This is a genomic window from Aminobacter sp. Piv2-1 (assembly GCF_037625995.1).
GTDB lineage: Bacteria > Pseudomonadota > Alphaproteobacteria > Rhizobiales > Rhizobiaceae > Aminobacter.
The window spans coordinates 126,250-139,978 of record NZ_JARKMU010000007.1 but is presented as its reverse complement, the minus strand read 5'-3'; the positions used below and the strand labels follow the sequence as shown (position 1 = coordinate 139,978).

Below are 13,729 nucleotides of genomic sequence, written 5' to 3'. Positions count from 1 at the left end.
CGGCCCCTTCGGGGCACCTTCTCCCCGCGCGCGGGGAGAAGGGGAAAACAGCGTCGCGCCTTAGGCGAAATAATCCTGCAGCGGGCGGACTTCGAGCGAGCCGGCCTTGAGGGCCGCGATGGCCTCGGCGACGGCGGCGGCGCCCGACAGGGTGGTGTAGTAGGGCACCTTCTGCATCAGCGTGGCGCGGCGGATCGACTTCGAGTCCGACACGGCCTTCTGGCCGTCGGTGGTGTTGAAGACGATCTGGATCTGGCGGTTGCGGATGGCGTCCTCGATGTGCGGACGGCCTTCGAGCACCTTGTTGATCTTCTCGGCCGGCACGCCGTTCTCGACGAGGAAGCGCGCGGTGCCGGAGGTGGCCAGCACCTTGAAGCCGAGTTCCGAGATGCGGCGCACGGCGCCCAGGATGCCGGCCTTGTCCTCGTCGCGGACCGAGACGAACAGCGTGCCCGAGCGCGGCAGGTCGACGCCGGCGCCGAGCTGGGCCTTGGCGAAGGCGAGCGCGTAGTCGCGGTCGAGGCCCATGACCTCGCCGGTCGACTTCATCTCCGGTCCGAGCAGGATGTCGACGCCGGGGAAGCGGGCGAACGGGAACACCGCTTCCTTGACGGCGATGTGGCCGGGATTGCGGGCATCGGGCTTGGCGCCATAGTGGGCGAAGGCATCGTCGAGGCTCTCGCCCGACATGATGCGGGCGGCGATCTTGGCGATCGGCTTGCCGACGGTTTTCGCCACGAAGGGCACGGTGCGCGAGGCGCGCGGGTTGACTTCGAGCACGTAGATCACGCCGTCCTTGATGGCGTATTGCACGTTCATCAGGCCGCCGACGTTGAGCGCGCGCGCCATCGCCGAGGTCTGGCGCTCGAGCTCGTCGACGAGTTCGGTCGACAGCGAATGCACCGGCAGCGAGCAGGCACTGTCGCCCGAGTGGATGCCGGCTTCCTCGATGTGCTCCATGATGCCGGAGACGAAGGTCTCCTTGCCGTCGCAGAGGCAGTCTACGTCGACCTCGATGGCGCCCGAGAGATAGGTGTCGAACAGAAGCGGGTTCTTGCCGAGAAGCGTGTTGATCTGGCCGGTCTTGTCGTTCGGATACTTCTGTTTGATGTCCTCGGGCACCAGGCCCGGCACGGTGTCGAGCAGGTAGGACTGCAGCATGCCCTCGTTGTGGATGATCTGCATGGCGCGGCCGCCGAGCACGTAGGACGGGCGCACGACCAGCGGGAAGCCGAGCTCGCCGGCGACAGTGCGGGCCTGCTCGACGGAGTAGGCGATGCCGTTCTTGGGCTGCTTGAGGTCGAGCTTGTGGAGCAGCTTCTGGAAGCGGTCGCGGTCCTCGGCAAGGTCGATCGCGTCGGGCGAGGTGCCGAGGATCGGGATGCCGGCCTTTTCGAGCGCGTCCGCAAGCTTGAGCGGGGTCTGGCCGCCGAACTGGACGATGACGCCGTGCAGGGTGCCCGCGGCCTGTTCGGCGCGCAGGATTTCGAGCACGTCCTCCGAGGTCAGCGGCTCGAAGTAGAGGCGATCCGAGGTGTCGTAGTCGGTCGAGACGGTCTCGGGGTTGCAGTTGACCATGATCGATTCATAGCCGGCCTCGCGCAGCGCATAGGCGGCGTGCACGCAGCAATAGTCGAACTCGATGCCCTGGCCGATGCGGTTGGGACCGCCGCCGAGGATGACGACCTTCTTCTTGTCCGAGACCTGGGCCTCGTCGGCCAGCGCGCCGGCGAAGGGCACCTCATAGGTCGAGTACATGTAGGCGGTCGGCGAGGCGAACTCGGCCGCGCAGGTGTCGATGCGCTTGTAGACCGGGTGGACGCCGAGCTTCTGGCGCTGCTTGGCGACCGCTTCGGCCTCGGTCCTGGTGAGCGAGGCGAGGCGGGCGTCGGAGAAGCCCATCGACTTCAGCATGCGCAGGTTTTCGGCATCCTGCGGCAGGCCGTGCTCGCGGATGCGGGCTTCCATCGAAATGATGCCGGCGATCTGCTCGAGGAACCACGGGTCGATCTTGCACATGGCGTGCACGTCTTCGAGCGAGGTGCCCATGCGGATGGCCTGGGCGACCATGCGCAGCCGGTCGGGGGTGGGCGTACCGAGCGCGGCGCGGATGGCGTTGCGCTCGTCGCCGTTGTCGCCGATGCCGGGAATCTCGATCTCGTCGAGGCCGGTGAGACCGGTCTCGAGGCCGCGAAGCGCCTTCTGCAGCGATTCCTGGAAGGTGCGGCCGATGGCCATGACCTCGCCGACCGACTTCATGGCGGTGGTCAGCGTCGGCTCGGCGCCGGGGAATTTTTCAAACGCGAAGCGCGGGATCTTGGTGACGACGTAGTCGATGGTCGGCTCGAACGAGGCGGGCGTGGCGCCGCCGGTGATGTCGTTCTCGAGCTCGTCGAGCGTGTAGCCGACGGCGAGCTTTGCCGCGATCTTGGCGATGGGGAAGCCGGTCGCCTTGGAGGCGAGCGCCGAGGAGCGCGAGACACGCGGGTTCATCTCGATGACGACGAGGCGGCCGTCGGCCGGGTTGACGGCGAACTGGACGTTGGAGCCGCCGGTCTCGACGCCGATCTCGCGCAGCACCGCGATCGAGGCGTTGCGCATCATCTGGTATTCCTTGTCGGTCAAGGTCAGCGCGGGCGCCACCGTGATCGAATCGCCGGTATGCACGCCCATCGGGTCGATGTTCTCGATCGAGCAGACGATGATGCAGTTGTCGGCGCGGTCGCGCACGACCTCCATCTCGTATTCCTTCCAGCCGAGCACCGATTCCTCGATCAGCACTTCGGTGGTGGGGGAGGCGTCGAGACCCGACTGGACGATGTCGAAGAATTCCTGGCGGTTGAAGGCGATGCCGCCGCCGGTGCCGCCCATGGTGAAGGACGGGCGGATGATGGCGGGCAGGCCGACATGGTCGAGCGCCTGGGCGGCGATCGCCATGCCATGGTTGATGTAGCGCTGCTTGCGGTCGCCTTCGCCGAGGTTCCACTGGGTTTCGAGCGCGTCGAGTGCTGCGTCGAGATTGGCCGGGGCCTCGAGCTTGAGGGCGGCGCGCTCGGCCTCGTGGCGCTTGCGGTCGGCGTCCTTGACGTCGGAGGCGTTGGCGAGCATCGAGCGCGGCGTCTCCAGCCCGATCTTGGCCATGGCTTCGCGGAACAGCGAACGGTCCTCGGCCTTGTCGATGGCGTGCGCGTCGGCGCCGATCATCTCGACATTGTAGCGGTCGAGCACGCCCATGCGGCGCAGCGAAAGGGCCGTGTTGAGCGCCGTCTGGCCGCCCATGGTGGGCAGCAGTGCGTCGGGGCGCTCCTTGGCGATGATCTTGGCGACCACTTCCGGCGTGATCGGCTCGATATAGGTGGCGTCCGCCAGCTCCGGATCGGTCATGATCGTGGCCGGGTTGGAGTTGACCAGGATGACGCGGTAGCCTTCCTCGCGCAGGGCCTTGCAGGCCTGGGTGCCGGAGTAGTCGAACTCGCAGGCCTGGCCGATGACGATGGGACCGGCGCCGATGATCAGGATGGACTTGATGTCGGTGCGTCTTGGCATGGGTGCGGTCCGTAGGTAGGCCTGCGCGAAGAACCGGGACGGGATATTCCCGGCCGGTGCGCAAGTGAGAGTCAACTAGAGGCTAGGCGGGCCTTATAGGGGAAGGACGGGGAGGGGGGAACCCCGAAAATGCATGAATCCCCGATGTCGCAGCCGCTTCCGTCCGTCAACAAAACGTCGCTACCGGGAGTTATGATCCCAAGCTATACTTTGCGCCTTTCAGTAGTGCGGGGGATGGGGCTGTGGATATCCAAACCTTTGGCAACGTCGAACTTGTCGTTCGTGAAAGACTGAAGAAGACACGCCCCGAAATCGAAGAATCCCTGGCGCGGATCGCCGAGGGCAATCCGCTGGCCGCCGAGCCCCAGCGGCGGCGGCGCGTCGAGCGGCTGCAGGTCAAGGCGCAGCTCAGCCGCGAAGAAGCCGAGATGATCTCGACAGCGATCGAAGCGAGCGCTGCGCCGGCCAGGGCCGGGCGCAAGCCGGCCGCTGCCGCCAAGCCGGCGGGACCCGAGGCGATCCAGGGTTCCACCCTCGATTTCGTCGGCGTCGCCTTTCTCGAGCGCGGCCGCCGCGCCGCCGATGCGGTGGGCCGGGTGGCGTTCCTCAACGAGATGCCGCAGGGCACCGGCTTCCTGGTGGGACCCAAGCTCTTCCTGACCAACCACCACGTCATCCCGACGCCGCAGGACGCGGCGCGCTTCCAGGTCCAGTTCGACTACGAGCGCGACCGGCTGAACGAGCTGCGCATGCCGACGTCGTACCTGCTCGATCCGAACCTGTGTTTCGTCACCGACGGCATCGACGGGCTCGACTACACGCTGGTCGGCATCGGCGAACGCCGGCGCGGGCCCAGGCTGCTCGACGAGTTCGGCTTCCTGGTGCTTTCCAATGCCGGCGACAAGCACATGCTCGGCGAGATCGCCAACCTGGTCCAGCACCCCGACGGCCGCTTCAAGGAGCTGGTGCTGCGCGAGAACCACCTGGTGGCGCGCGACGAGACGCTGCACGTGCTGCATTATGTGGCCGACACCGAGCAGGGCTCGTCCGGCTCGCCGGTGTTCAACAACGAATGGGAACCGATCGCGCTGCATCACTGGGGCGGGCCGTGGCACGAGGTGATGGGGACCGACGGCCAGCCGCTCGCCAAGGAGATCAACGAAGGCATCCGCATCAGCGCCATCGTCGACGACCTGGAGAAGCGCCTCGACACGTTCGACGCGGCAAGCCGCGCGACGGTGTCGAAGCTGCTCGACACCTGGCAGGAGGCCGGGCGGCTGAAGCTGCAGCCGCAGCCATCGGGCGGGAGCGAGGCGGAGGGGCAGGCGCCGAAGCAGGCAGGCAAGGCGGAGCGGCCGGTGGAGGACGCCGCCAGGTCGCGGCTCAACGCGGACGGCTCGGTGACATGGACCTTTCCGATCGAGATCAACGTGCGCGCGCCCCTGGCCGCCGCAGCGACGGTGGCCGGGCGCGCCGAGCCGGCCGGCGGCGACCGGGGAGAGACCCCGCGCGCCGAGGCGGCGAGCTGGAAGACCGAGAATTTCGACGACCGCGGCGGTTACGAGCCGGGCTTCATCCCCGGCTTCGTTGTGCCGTTGCCGAACCACGCGGGCGCGCCGGGGCGCGCGGCGGAGAACCAGCTGGCCAAGCCCGGCGACGACCCGTTCGAGCTGCGCTACCACCACTTCTCCGTCGTCATGAACGCTATGCGGCGGCTCGCCTATTTCACCGCCTGCAACATCGACGGCTCGCGCATCAAGGCGATCAACCGCGACGACAAGTCGGTGACCGACGAGCCGACGCTGAAGGATCTCGGCATAGAGTCGCTCGGCGACCTCGGCGCGGAGGCCAGCGACGACTTCCGCCCTGACCGGCGCATCCTGCCCGAGGAGCAGATGAACCGGCCTTTCTACGAGAAGCAGAAGGTGGCCGGCTTCCCCGATCCGCAGTCGAACGAGCGCAAGGCGCGCATCTTCCAGAAGGGGCACATCACGCTGCGCGGCGACCCGGCCTGGGGCACCGATGCCGAGGCGGTGGCGGCCGAGCGCGACACGTTCTTTTACACCAATGCGGCGCCGCAGCTCGGCTTCTTCAACCAAGGCAGCGCGCTCGACCGGCCGGGTTCGAAGGGCAAGCTCAGGTGGCGGGCGGTCGAGACCTACGTGCTGCGCAACGCGGTGACCATGCGCAGCCGGGTCACGGTGTTTGCCGGCCCCGTCTTCGCCGAGACCGACCCGCCCTACCGCTTCGACAGCAAGGTGCCGCTGCGGTTCTGGAAGATCGCCGCGTGGAGCGACGGCGCCGATCTGCGCTCGATCGCGCTGCTGGCCGACCAGGGGCCGCTGATCGAGGTGATGCCGGAGGCGATGCTCGCCGGCGCCGAGGCCTTCGGCGACGAACTGGAACTGGCGCGCGTGGCCGAGTTCCTGACCACGGTGGCGGAAATCGAGCGCCTGACCGGGCTCGACTTCGGCGCGGCCCTGCGCGAGGCCGACATCCGGGCCGGGCAGGAGGCGATAGGCCGGCCGGCGCAGACGCTGGAGGCGGAAGACCTGGCTCCGGCGCGCAAGCCTTATGCCCGCCCGGCGAAGAGCGCCGCGCGCACGGCCATGCCGGCGCCAAAACCTCGCCGTTCGCGAAAATGAACCGCAGGCCGTAGAGTGGCGCCGGCAGCGGAGGACGTGTGCTGCCCGGACAGCCGCGAGGCCGGCTGGACCAAGCGCAGGTCGCCGGCTGGGTGAAGCAATCCAGCGAATTGCCCGTCGAAATGATGTAAGCGGGACGTGGAAGGGCGGGCATGGCGGAGCGGATGCCAGGCCGGCAGCCCGCATCGGCCATATGCAAAGAGGAGGAGGCCAATGGCAAAGAAGATGACCAGCGCGCAGGAAGGCAACGGCGGGGCCTCCGCGTCCGAACTGATCGATGCGCGAATCAACGAGCTGGACGATTGGCGCGGCGCGACGCTCGCCAAGATCCGCAGCCTCATCAGGCAGGCCGATCCCGACGTGGTCGAGGAATGGAAGTGGGGGACGCCGGTGTGGTCGCACGGTGGCATCATCTGCACCGGCGAGGCCTACAAGAAGGCGGTGAAGACGACCTTCGCCAAGGGCGCCTCGCTCAAGGACCCTTCGGGCCTGTTCAACTCCAGCCTCGAAGGCAACACCAGGCGCGCCATCGACTTCCGCGAGGGCGAAGCGATCGATGAAGAGGCGTTGAAGGCGCTCATCTTAGCCGCCGTGGCCCTGAACACTTCGGGCTGAGCGGCTGCCGGGCTGCGGGTGCCGCAAGGCGCCGGGGCAGCCCCAGCATTTCCGCTTTTCTTCGAATCGCGGAAACGCTCTATCTCTTTGTTTTTGCGTAATTCCGGACGGAAAACCGCTGCGCACTTTTCCTGGAATTGCCCTAAGCCGGCATGAAGCCGGTGCGCAGCGCGTGCGCCCATTCGGGGCGGCCGGACTCATCGGCGCGGAGGGCGGCCGCCTCGTGGTCGTAGGCGACCGCTCTGAACTCGACGTTGACGATGGCGCCGGCGCCCTCGGTCTCGACCAGGCCATAGCGCGCCAGCGGCGAGCCCTGCTCGGAGACGTGCGCGGGGGCACTGTCGTCGCGATAGGCCGGGTCGCCGACGCTGCCGGGATTGAACAGCATGCGCCCGTCGGGCAGCCGCACCAGATCGGGGCGGTGACTGTGGCCGGAAAGCAGCAGGCGATGGGAGCGGTCGGTGCCGGCAAGCCGCTTTTCGATGAGCGGCAGCGGCGCCCGGGCCAGGCGGCCGTCGGCGATCACTTCCGTGAGGTAGCGCTCGTCGTGATCGGGGCGGGCGTGGAAGGCGAGGATGCCGGGCGCCAGCTCCAGGGTCACGGGCAAGGCCTCCAGCCAGTCGCGCTGGGCCGCCGTCAGGCGATCGTGGGCGAAGCGGTCGGACGGCCCCATTTCGGCGAGGGGGTCGGTGGCCGTGCGGCGATCGTGGTTGCCGCGCACGATGGGCCAGTCGAGGTCCATGAGGCGTTCGATCGTCTCGCGCGGCCAGAGAGGGCCGGAGACGAGGTCGCCGAGATTGACGGTCAGGTCGGCGCCGCCGCGGCGGGCCAGGTCGTTGAGAACGGCCTCGAGCGCGAGGATGTTGCCATGGATGTCGGCAAAAACGGCGATGCGCATCTTGCGGTCCTCCACGCCGGGGAAGGCGGCGTCAGCTTTCCTCGCGCAGGCGTTCGAGCTGCGGGATGTCCCGTGCCGCCGTGACGATGGAATCGAGCAGTCCCGGGAAACGGCGGTCGAGGTCGCTACGCCTGAGCGTAATCAGCCGGCTGGTGCCCGACATCTCGGTGCTGGTGATGCCGGCCTCGCGCAGCTTGGCGAGGTGGTAGCTCAGATTGGTCTTGGAGCCGAATTCGAGGAACTGGCCGCAACTCATCGCCACGCCCTCATTGCGGGCGAGGTAGCCGACGATGGCCAGCCGGGTCTGGTCGCCGAGCACGGCCAGCACGTTGGCGAGGCTGATCTGGTCGGCGGTGGGATGGGGCAGGGACATGGGTCGAAGGTAGCTGCGGCTGGTTCCTGGTTCAAGGCGTGTCGCGGCCTGCTGACACGAGGCTGGCAGGAGATCGACGGGCGGCAGATTGACATGTCGGCGGTTTAAGTTCAATAGTTCAATAAATTTTGAACAAAGGACAGCGTCATGGACAAGCGCCTTATCTGGCTGGCGGTCGGCTCGTTCGCCATGAGCACCGTCGGATTCGTGTTCTCGAGCCTGCTGCCGGCGATCGCCGGCGACGCCCATGTCTCCATACCGTTCGCGGGCTACCTCATCATGGCGTTCTCGCTTGCCTATGCCATCGGCGCGCCGGTGCTGTCGGCGCTGGCGGGCGAGGTGGACCGCCGCCGCATCCTGGCCGCGACCATGCTGGTCTTCGTCGCCGGCAACCTGGTGGCGGCTTCGAGCTCGTCATTTGGCGGACTGCTGGCCGCCCAGATCATGATGGGCATGTCTGCGGGCCTCTATGCCGCCACGGCCCAGGCCACCGCCGTGTCGCTGGCCGGTCCGGAACACCGGGCACGTGCCATCGCGGTGGTGGTGGGCGGCACGACATTCGCGGTGGCGCTCGGTGCGCCGGCCGGGTCGCTGATCGCCACCATGTGGGGCTGGCGCGGCACCTTCGTTTCGATCGCCTTGCTGGCGCTGGTGTGCGCGGCGATCCTGTGGCTGCGGCTGCCGCAGGGTTCGCGCGGCATCAGGCTGACGCTGAGCGAGCGTTTCACCGCGATCGCCAGGCCCGGCATCCTGCCGTCGCTGCTGGTGACGCTGCTCTATCTCGCCGGCGGCTTCACCGTCATCTCCTACATCGCGCCGCTGGCGCTCGAAGGGGCAGCACTGCCGGCGATCGCGCTGCCGGGCATGCTCTTGGCCTTCGGTGCGGGTGCCGTCATCGGCAATCTGTCGAGCGGCTATCTCGCCGACCGGATCGGGGCCACGCGCATGGTGGTGCTGTCGCTGCTGATGTCGTCGGGCTTCTGCCTAGCGATCGCGCTGACGCTGAAGCTCCTGCCGCATCACATCGCCGGGCCGGTGCTGATCGGCCTGATGGTGCCGTGGGGCATCATCGGCTGGGCCTTCCCGCCGGCGCAGGCGAGCCGCATCGTCGGCTTCGCGCCCGAGCTCGCGCACCTGACGCTGTCGCTCAACGCCTCGGCGCTCTATTTCGGCATCGCCTTCGGCACCGTCATCGGCGGACGGGTGCTGGAATTCGCCAGACCTTCCGATCTCGGCCTGGTGGCGGCAGCCTTCCCGCTGGTGGCACTCACGGTGCTGGCGCTGACGCGGCGGTCGGCGCGGGTGGCTGTGGCAGGCTGAAGTCGGCTGGAGGCCGACAGTGACCTGACGGGCAAAGCGACGATGGCGGGAGTGGCGGCGGCCGGGGGCCGCCGCCCGGACTGTCAGGCGAGCACGAATTCGTACAGCAGCTTGATGTTGAGCACGGCGATCAACGCCGCGATCAGCATCGCCAGGGCGATGAGCCAGCGCGGGGCGACGAGCGCGCCCATCTTCTTCCTGCTGGCGGTGAACATGACCAGCGGGAAGACGGCGAAGGAGAGCTGCAGGCTGAGCACGACCTGGGTGAGGATCAAGAGCTTGGCCGTGCCGGTCTCGCCGAACCAGATGGTGACGGCGGCAGCGGGCACGATGGCGATGCCGCGGGTGATGAGGCGGCGCAGCCACGGCGGCAGCTTGATGTGGAGGAAGCCCTCCATGACGATCTGCCCGGCAAGGGTGGCGGTCACCGTCGAATTGATGCCGCAGGCGAGCAGCGCGATGCCGAACAAGGTGGGCGCGACCGCGATGCCGAGCAGCGGCGCGAGCAGCGAATGGGCCTCGCTGATCTCGATGACGTCGGTGCGGCCGGAGGCGTAGAAGGTCGCCGCGGCGAGGATCAGGATCGAGGCGTTGATGAGCAGCGCGAACATCAGCGCGATGGTCGAATCCCAGGTGGCGTAGCGCAGCGCCTGCCGCTTCTCCGGCAGCGTCTCGCCATAGGCGCGCGTCTGGACGATGCCGGAATGCAGGTAGAGATTGTGCGGCATGACGGTGGCGCCGAGGATGCCGAGCGCGAGGTAGAGCATCTCGGGGTTGGTGACGATCTCGGTCGTCGGCGCGAAGCCGACGATGACGGCGCCCCAGTCCGGGTCGGCCAGGGCGACCTGGATGGCGAAGGAGACCGCGATGACGCCGAGCAGCGTGATGATCAGCGCCTCGACCCAGCGGAAGCCGAGCTTCTGCAGATAGAGGATGAGGAACACGTCGAGCGCGGTGATGACCACGCCGAGTTCGAGCGGGATGCCGAACAACAGGTTGAGGCCGATGGCGGTGCCGATCACCTCGGCGATGTCGGTGGCGATGATGGCGATCTCGGCAAGCAGCCAGAGGAAATAGGCGACGGGACGCGGGAAGGCGTCGCGGCAGGCCTGGGCGAGGTCGCGGCCCGAGGCGATGGCGAGGCGCGCGCACAGCGACTGCAGCACGATGGCCATGATGTTGGAGACCAGCGCCACGAAGAGCAGCGTGTAGCCGAAGCGCGAGCCGCCGGCGATGGAGGTCGCCCAGTTGCCGGGGTCCATGTAGCCGACGGCGACGAGGTAGCCGGGGCCGATGAAGGCCACGGCCTTGCGCCAGTTCGGGCCGGTGCTGCGGACCGCGATGGAACGGTGGACGTCCGAGAGCGATCCTTCACCCCGGGCCGTGCGCCATCCGTTGATGTCCTCGGATGGCCGAGTGTAAGAGTCCACCGTCTGTCTCCAGTCGCAGTTGCCAATCATTTGCAACAATATCGAGCGGCCTACCTTTAGCAAGCCCCCTGCGTAGCAAGCCCCCTGCGGCGGTTTGTCCACCGTGGGTTGTCCGGCGCGTGCCGGAATACATCAGCTGGCCATAAAATAGTTGATGCAAACAATCAGGAATTGGGCTATCGGCTCGCGCGTTCATTTGGCTGCGACAGAGGCGGCGGGCGAGACATAATGGCATTCCTGCAGGAGCTTGCAGCCCATGGGGCGCGGCCGGCGCTGATGTTTCCGGGCCGCCCGGCGATCACCTATGCCGAGCTGGCAAGGCGCGTGGCGGACACGGTCGTCGGGTTCGGCGACGGCCGCAAGCTGGTGGCGGTCGAAGCCGCCAATTCCGAACATGCCATCATCGCCTATCTGGCGGCGCGTGCCGGCGGCCATGCGGTGGCGCTGCTTGCGCCCAACGACGCCGAGGCGTTCGCGGCCTTCGAAGAGGATTTCCGCCCCGAGGTGAGCGTGCGGTCGGTCGACGGGCGCTGGCGCCGGATCGAGCATGGCGGGACTGGAGAGGCGCTGCATCCGGAGCTGGCGCTGCTGTTGGCAACCTCCGGCAGCACCGGCAGGAAGCGCTTCGTCAGACTGTCGCGGACCAATGTCGAGAGCAATGCCGAGGCGATCGCCTCTTATCTGGAACTCACCGCGGACGACCGCGCGGCGCTGATCCTGCCGTTCCATTATTCCTACGGCCTGTCGGTGCTGAATTCGCATCTGGCGGTGGGGGCGGGTGTGTTCGTCTCGGCCAAGGGCGTTGCCGACCGTGGCTTCGCCGACGACCTGCGGCGCGCCGAAGTCACCAGCATCAGCGGCGTGCCCTATTCCTACGAGCTGATGCAGAAGACCGGCCTGCGCGTCGAGGAGCTGCCGTCGCTGCGCTTCATGACGGTTGCCGGCGGACGGATTTCGGCCGAGCTCGCCGAGACCTTCCTGCGCCGGCTTGATGCCTCCGGCCGGCGGCTGTTCCTGATGTACGGCCAGACGGAGGCCACCGCGCGCATCGCCTATGTGCCGCCCAAGGCTCTGGCGGAGAACCCTGACAGCATCGGCATCGCCATACCGGGCGGCGAACTGGCGCTGGCCGCCGCGGACGGGACGCGCATCGAGGGCTGCGGCGAGGCGGGCGAACTGGTCTATCGCGGTCCCAACGTGATGATGGGCTATGCACTCGGCCGCGCCGACCTGGCGCAGGGCGCCGAAGTTGGCGAGTTGCGTACCGGCGACCTCGCCGAACGTTGCGAAAACGGCTTCTTCCGCATCGTCGGGCGGCTCAAGCGGATGTCGAAGATCGCCGGGCTGAGGATCGGCCACGAGGCGGTCGAGCATGCGCTGAGGATGCGCGGCATCGAGGCGGCCGTCGCCGGCGACGACCGCCGGCTGGTTGCCGCCTTCTCGTCGGGCGAGGCGCCCGAGGCGGTGCGCAAGCTGATGATCGAGGCGAGCGGGCTGACCCCTCTGCATGTCGAGGCCGTGGCGGTCGATGCGCTGCCGCGGCTGCCGTCGGGCAAGGTCGACTATCCGGCGATCGCGCGGCTTGGCGGGCAAGCGCAGAAGGCAGACGCCGGCGTGCTCGACGCCTTCGCCCGCGCCTTCTATCCGCGCCGGGTGACGCCGGTGGACAGCTTCGAGGCGCTGGCCGGCGATTCACTGCTCTACGTGCAGCTGTCGCTGACGCTGGAGCGCAAGCTGGGGCGCATTCCGGAAGGCTGGGAGAAGATGCCGGTCGGGCAGCTCGCCCGGATGGGGCGCCAGACCAGCCGCTGGCAGGTGGTGGACGCCGAGCTGCTGATGCGGGCCGCGGCGATCCTGCTGATCGTCCTCCACCACGCGACGCTGTGGCCGATCCCGGGAGGGGCGGCGGCACTGGTGATGCTGGTGGGCTACGGGCTCGCGCGCTTCCACGGGGCGGCCCTGATGCGCGGCGAGACCTCGCGGTTGCTGAAGGCGCTGGCCGGAAACCTGGCCGTCTATGCTCCCATCGTCGCCGGCTTCTCCATCGCGCGCGGCGAGGTGCTGTGGCCGTCGGTCTTCCTCGTCGGCAATCTCGGCATCTTCGATCCCAAGCACATGCTGCCCTATCTCTACTGGTTCGTGGAAGCCTATGCGCAGATCATGCTGATCGTGGCCGGGCTGTTCTCGCTGGAAGCGGTGCGCCGGCATGCCTCGCGGAACCCGTTTTCGGCGGGATTTGCCATGCTGGGTGCCACCGTGGCGCTCAAGTTCATCGTGCCGGTGCTCTGGCCGGTGGGCGGGGTGCAGATCTTCACCGTGACCGACGTGCTCTACCTCGCCGCGTTCGGCTGGTGCGCGTTCTTCGCGCGGACGCCCCAACAGCGGCTGGCCGTATTCGCGGCGGCGGTGGTCGCCTTCCCCCTCATGGCCTACTGGGGCGGCAACTGGACCGGCTCCTGGGTCAAGTTCATGCTGCAGCTCGTCTGCGTGAGCGTGCTGCTCTACCTGCCGCGTGTCAGCGTGCCGAAGCTGGTCGCCACGCTGGCGCTGCCGGTTGCCGCTGCCGGATACCACATCTACCTGTTCCACCGCCTGCTGCCGGAAATGTTCCTGCCGCGGCCCGACCCGCTGGCTTTCGATCCGCTCGTCTCGAGCGTCGCGGTTGCCATCGGCCTGGTCTCGGGGCTCGCCGCATTCCACGCGCAGAAGGCCATCGCCGCCTGGCTCGCCACGCGCCGCAGCCGCGCCGCCGGGCCGGCGCCAGAGGCCCAGGCCGCGCCCGCCGAATAGCTCGCATCCAGACCGTTCCGGTTCCCAGGCGTTCCCGGGACGGTTGATCCGGCCGCGTGCTTTGCTCGGTCGGTGGCACAACCAAAAAACTTGTGACCGCACCGAACGTTGG

Annotated in this window: 8 protein-coding genes; 4 read left to right on the top strand and 4 right to left on the bottom strand. The window is 67.9% G+C overall.

Annotation, left to right across the window (positions count from 1 at the left end; genetic code table 11):
* Positions 1-60: 60 nt before the first annotated feature.
* Positions 61-3,546, bottom strand: coding sequence for a carbamoyl-phosphate synthase large subunit (gene carB / locus AmiPiv_RS14670; RefSeq protein WP_340038219.1), 3,486 nt, complete (start codon positions 3,544-3,546; stop codon positions 61-63).
* Positions 3,547-3,788: 242 nt separating this feature from the next.
* Between carB and AmiPiv_RS14665 the strand changes: the two genes are divergently transcribed.
* Both AmiPiv_RS14665 and AmiPiv_RS14660 read left to right on the top strand, forming a co-directional pair.
* Positions 3,789-6,191 carry a DNA/RNA non-specific endonuclease gene (locus tag AmiPiv_RS14665; protein ID WP_340038218.1) on the top strand — a complete coding sequence of 801 codons (2,403 nt, stop codon included), beginning with the start codon at positions 3,789-3,791 and terminating at the stop codon, positions 6,189-6,191.
* 213 nt (positions 6,192-6,404) lie between these two features.
* Complete coding sequence (locus AmiPiv_RS14660) at positions 6,405-6,806, top strand: DUF1801 domain-containing protein (protein WP_340038217.1); 402 nt, start codon at positions 6,405-6,407, stop codon at positions 6,804-6,806.
* A 142-nt stretch (positions 6,807-6,948) separates the two neighbouring features.
* Here the strand turns inward: AmiPiv_RS14660 and AmiPiv_RS14655 are convergent, their stop codons facing one another.
* Positions 6,949-7,704 carry a metallophosphoesterase family protein gene (locus AmiPiv_RS14655; RefSeq protein WP_340038216.1) on the bottom strand — a complete coding sequence of 252 codons (756 nt, stop codon included), beginning with the start codon at positions 7,702-7,704 and terminating at the stop codon, positions 6,949-6,951.
* 31 nt (positions 7,705-7,735) lie between these two features.
* Complete coding sequence (locus AmiPiv_RS14650) at positions 7,736-8,077, bottom strand: ArsR/SmtB family transcription factor (RefSeq protein ID WP_340038215.1); 342 nt, start codon at positions 8,075-8,077, stop codon at positions 7,736-7,738.
* 147 nt (positions 8,078-8,224) lie between these two features.
* On the opposite strand from AmiPiv_RS14650, the gene AmiPiv_RS14645 reads away from it, so the two are divergent.
* The gene (locus AmiPiv_RS14645; RefSeq protein WP_340038214.1) at positions 8,225-9,397 is read left to right on the top strand and encodes an MFS transporter; all 1,173 of its coding nucleotides are present in this window, start codon (positions 8,225-8,227) and stop codon (positions 9,395-9,397) included.
* Between the two features lie 83 nt (positions 9,398-9,480).
* Here the strand turns inward: AmiPiv_RS14645 and AmiPiv_RS14640 are convergent, their stop codons facing one another.
* Positions 9,481-10,827 (bottom strand): Nramp family divalent metal transporter, encoded by a 1,347-nt coding sequence (locus tag AmiPiv_RS14640; RefSeq protein WP_340038213.1) that lies wholly within the window; start codon positions 10,825-10,827, stop codon positions 9,481-9,483.
* A 228-nt stretch (positions 10,828-11,055) separates the two neighbouring features.
* Between AmiPiv_RS14640 and AmiPiv_RS14635 the strand changes: the two genes are divergently transcribed.
* Positions 11,056-13,617, top strand: a complete 2,562-nt coding sequence (locus AmiPiv_RS14635; RefSeq protein WP_340038212.1) for an AMP-binding protein — start codon at positions 11,056-11,058, stop codon at positions 13,615-13,617.
* Positions 13,618-13,729: the final 112 nt, after the last annotated feature.

Excerpts from the sequence above, each read along its gene's own strand:
- carB (WP_340038219.1), bottom strand. The coding sequence starts at position 3,546 with ATGCCAAGACGCACCGACATCAAGTCCATCCTGATCATCGGCGCCGGT.
- AmiPiv_RS14660 (WP_340038217.1), top strand. The coding sequence starts at position 6,405 with ATGGCAAAGAAGATGACCAGCGCGCAGGAAGGCAACGGCGGGGCCTCC.
- AmiPiv_RS14655 (WP_340038216.1), bottom strand. The coding sequence starts at position 7,704 with ATGCGCATCGCCGTTTTTGCCGACATCCATGGCAACATCCTCGCGCTC.
- AmiPiv_RS14650 (WP_340038215.1), bottom strand. The coding sequence starts at position 8,077 with ATGTCCCTGCCCCATCCCACCGCCGACCAGATCAGCCTCGCCAACGTG.
- AmiPiv_RS14645 (WP_340038214.1), top strand. The coding sequence starts at position 8,225 with ATGGACAAGCGCCTTATCTGGCTGGCGGTCGGCTCGTTCGCCATGAGC.
- AmiPiv_RS14635 (WP_340038212.1), top strand. The coding sequence starts at position 11,056 with ATGGCATTCCTGCAGGAGCTTGCAGCCCATGGGGCGCGGCCGGCGCTG.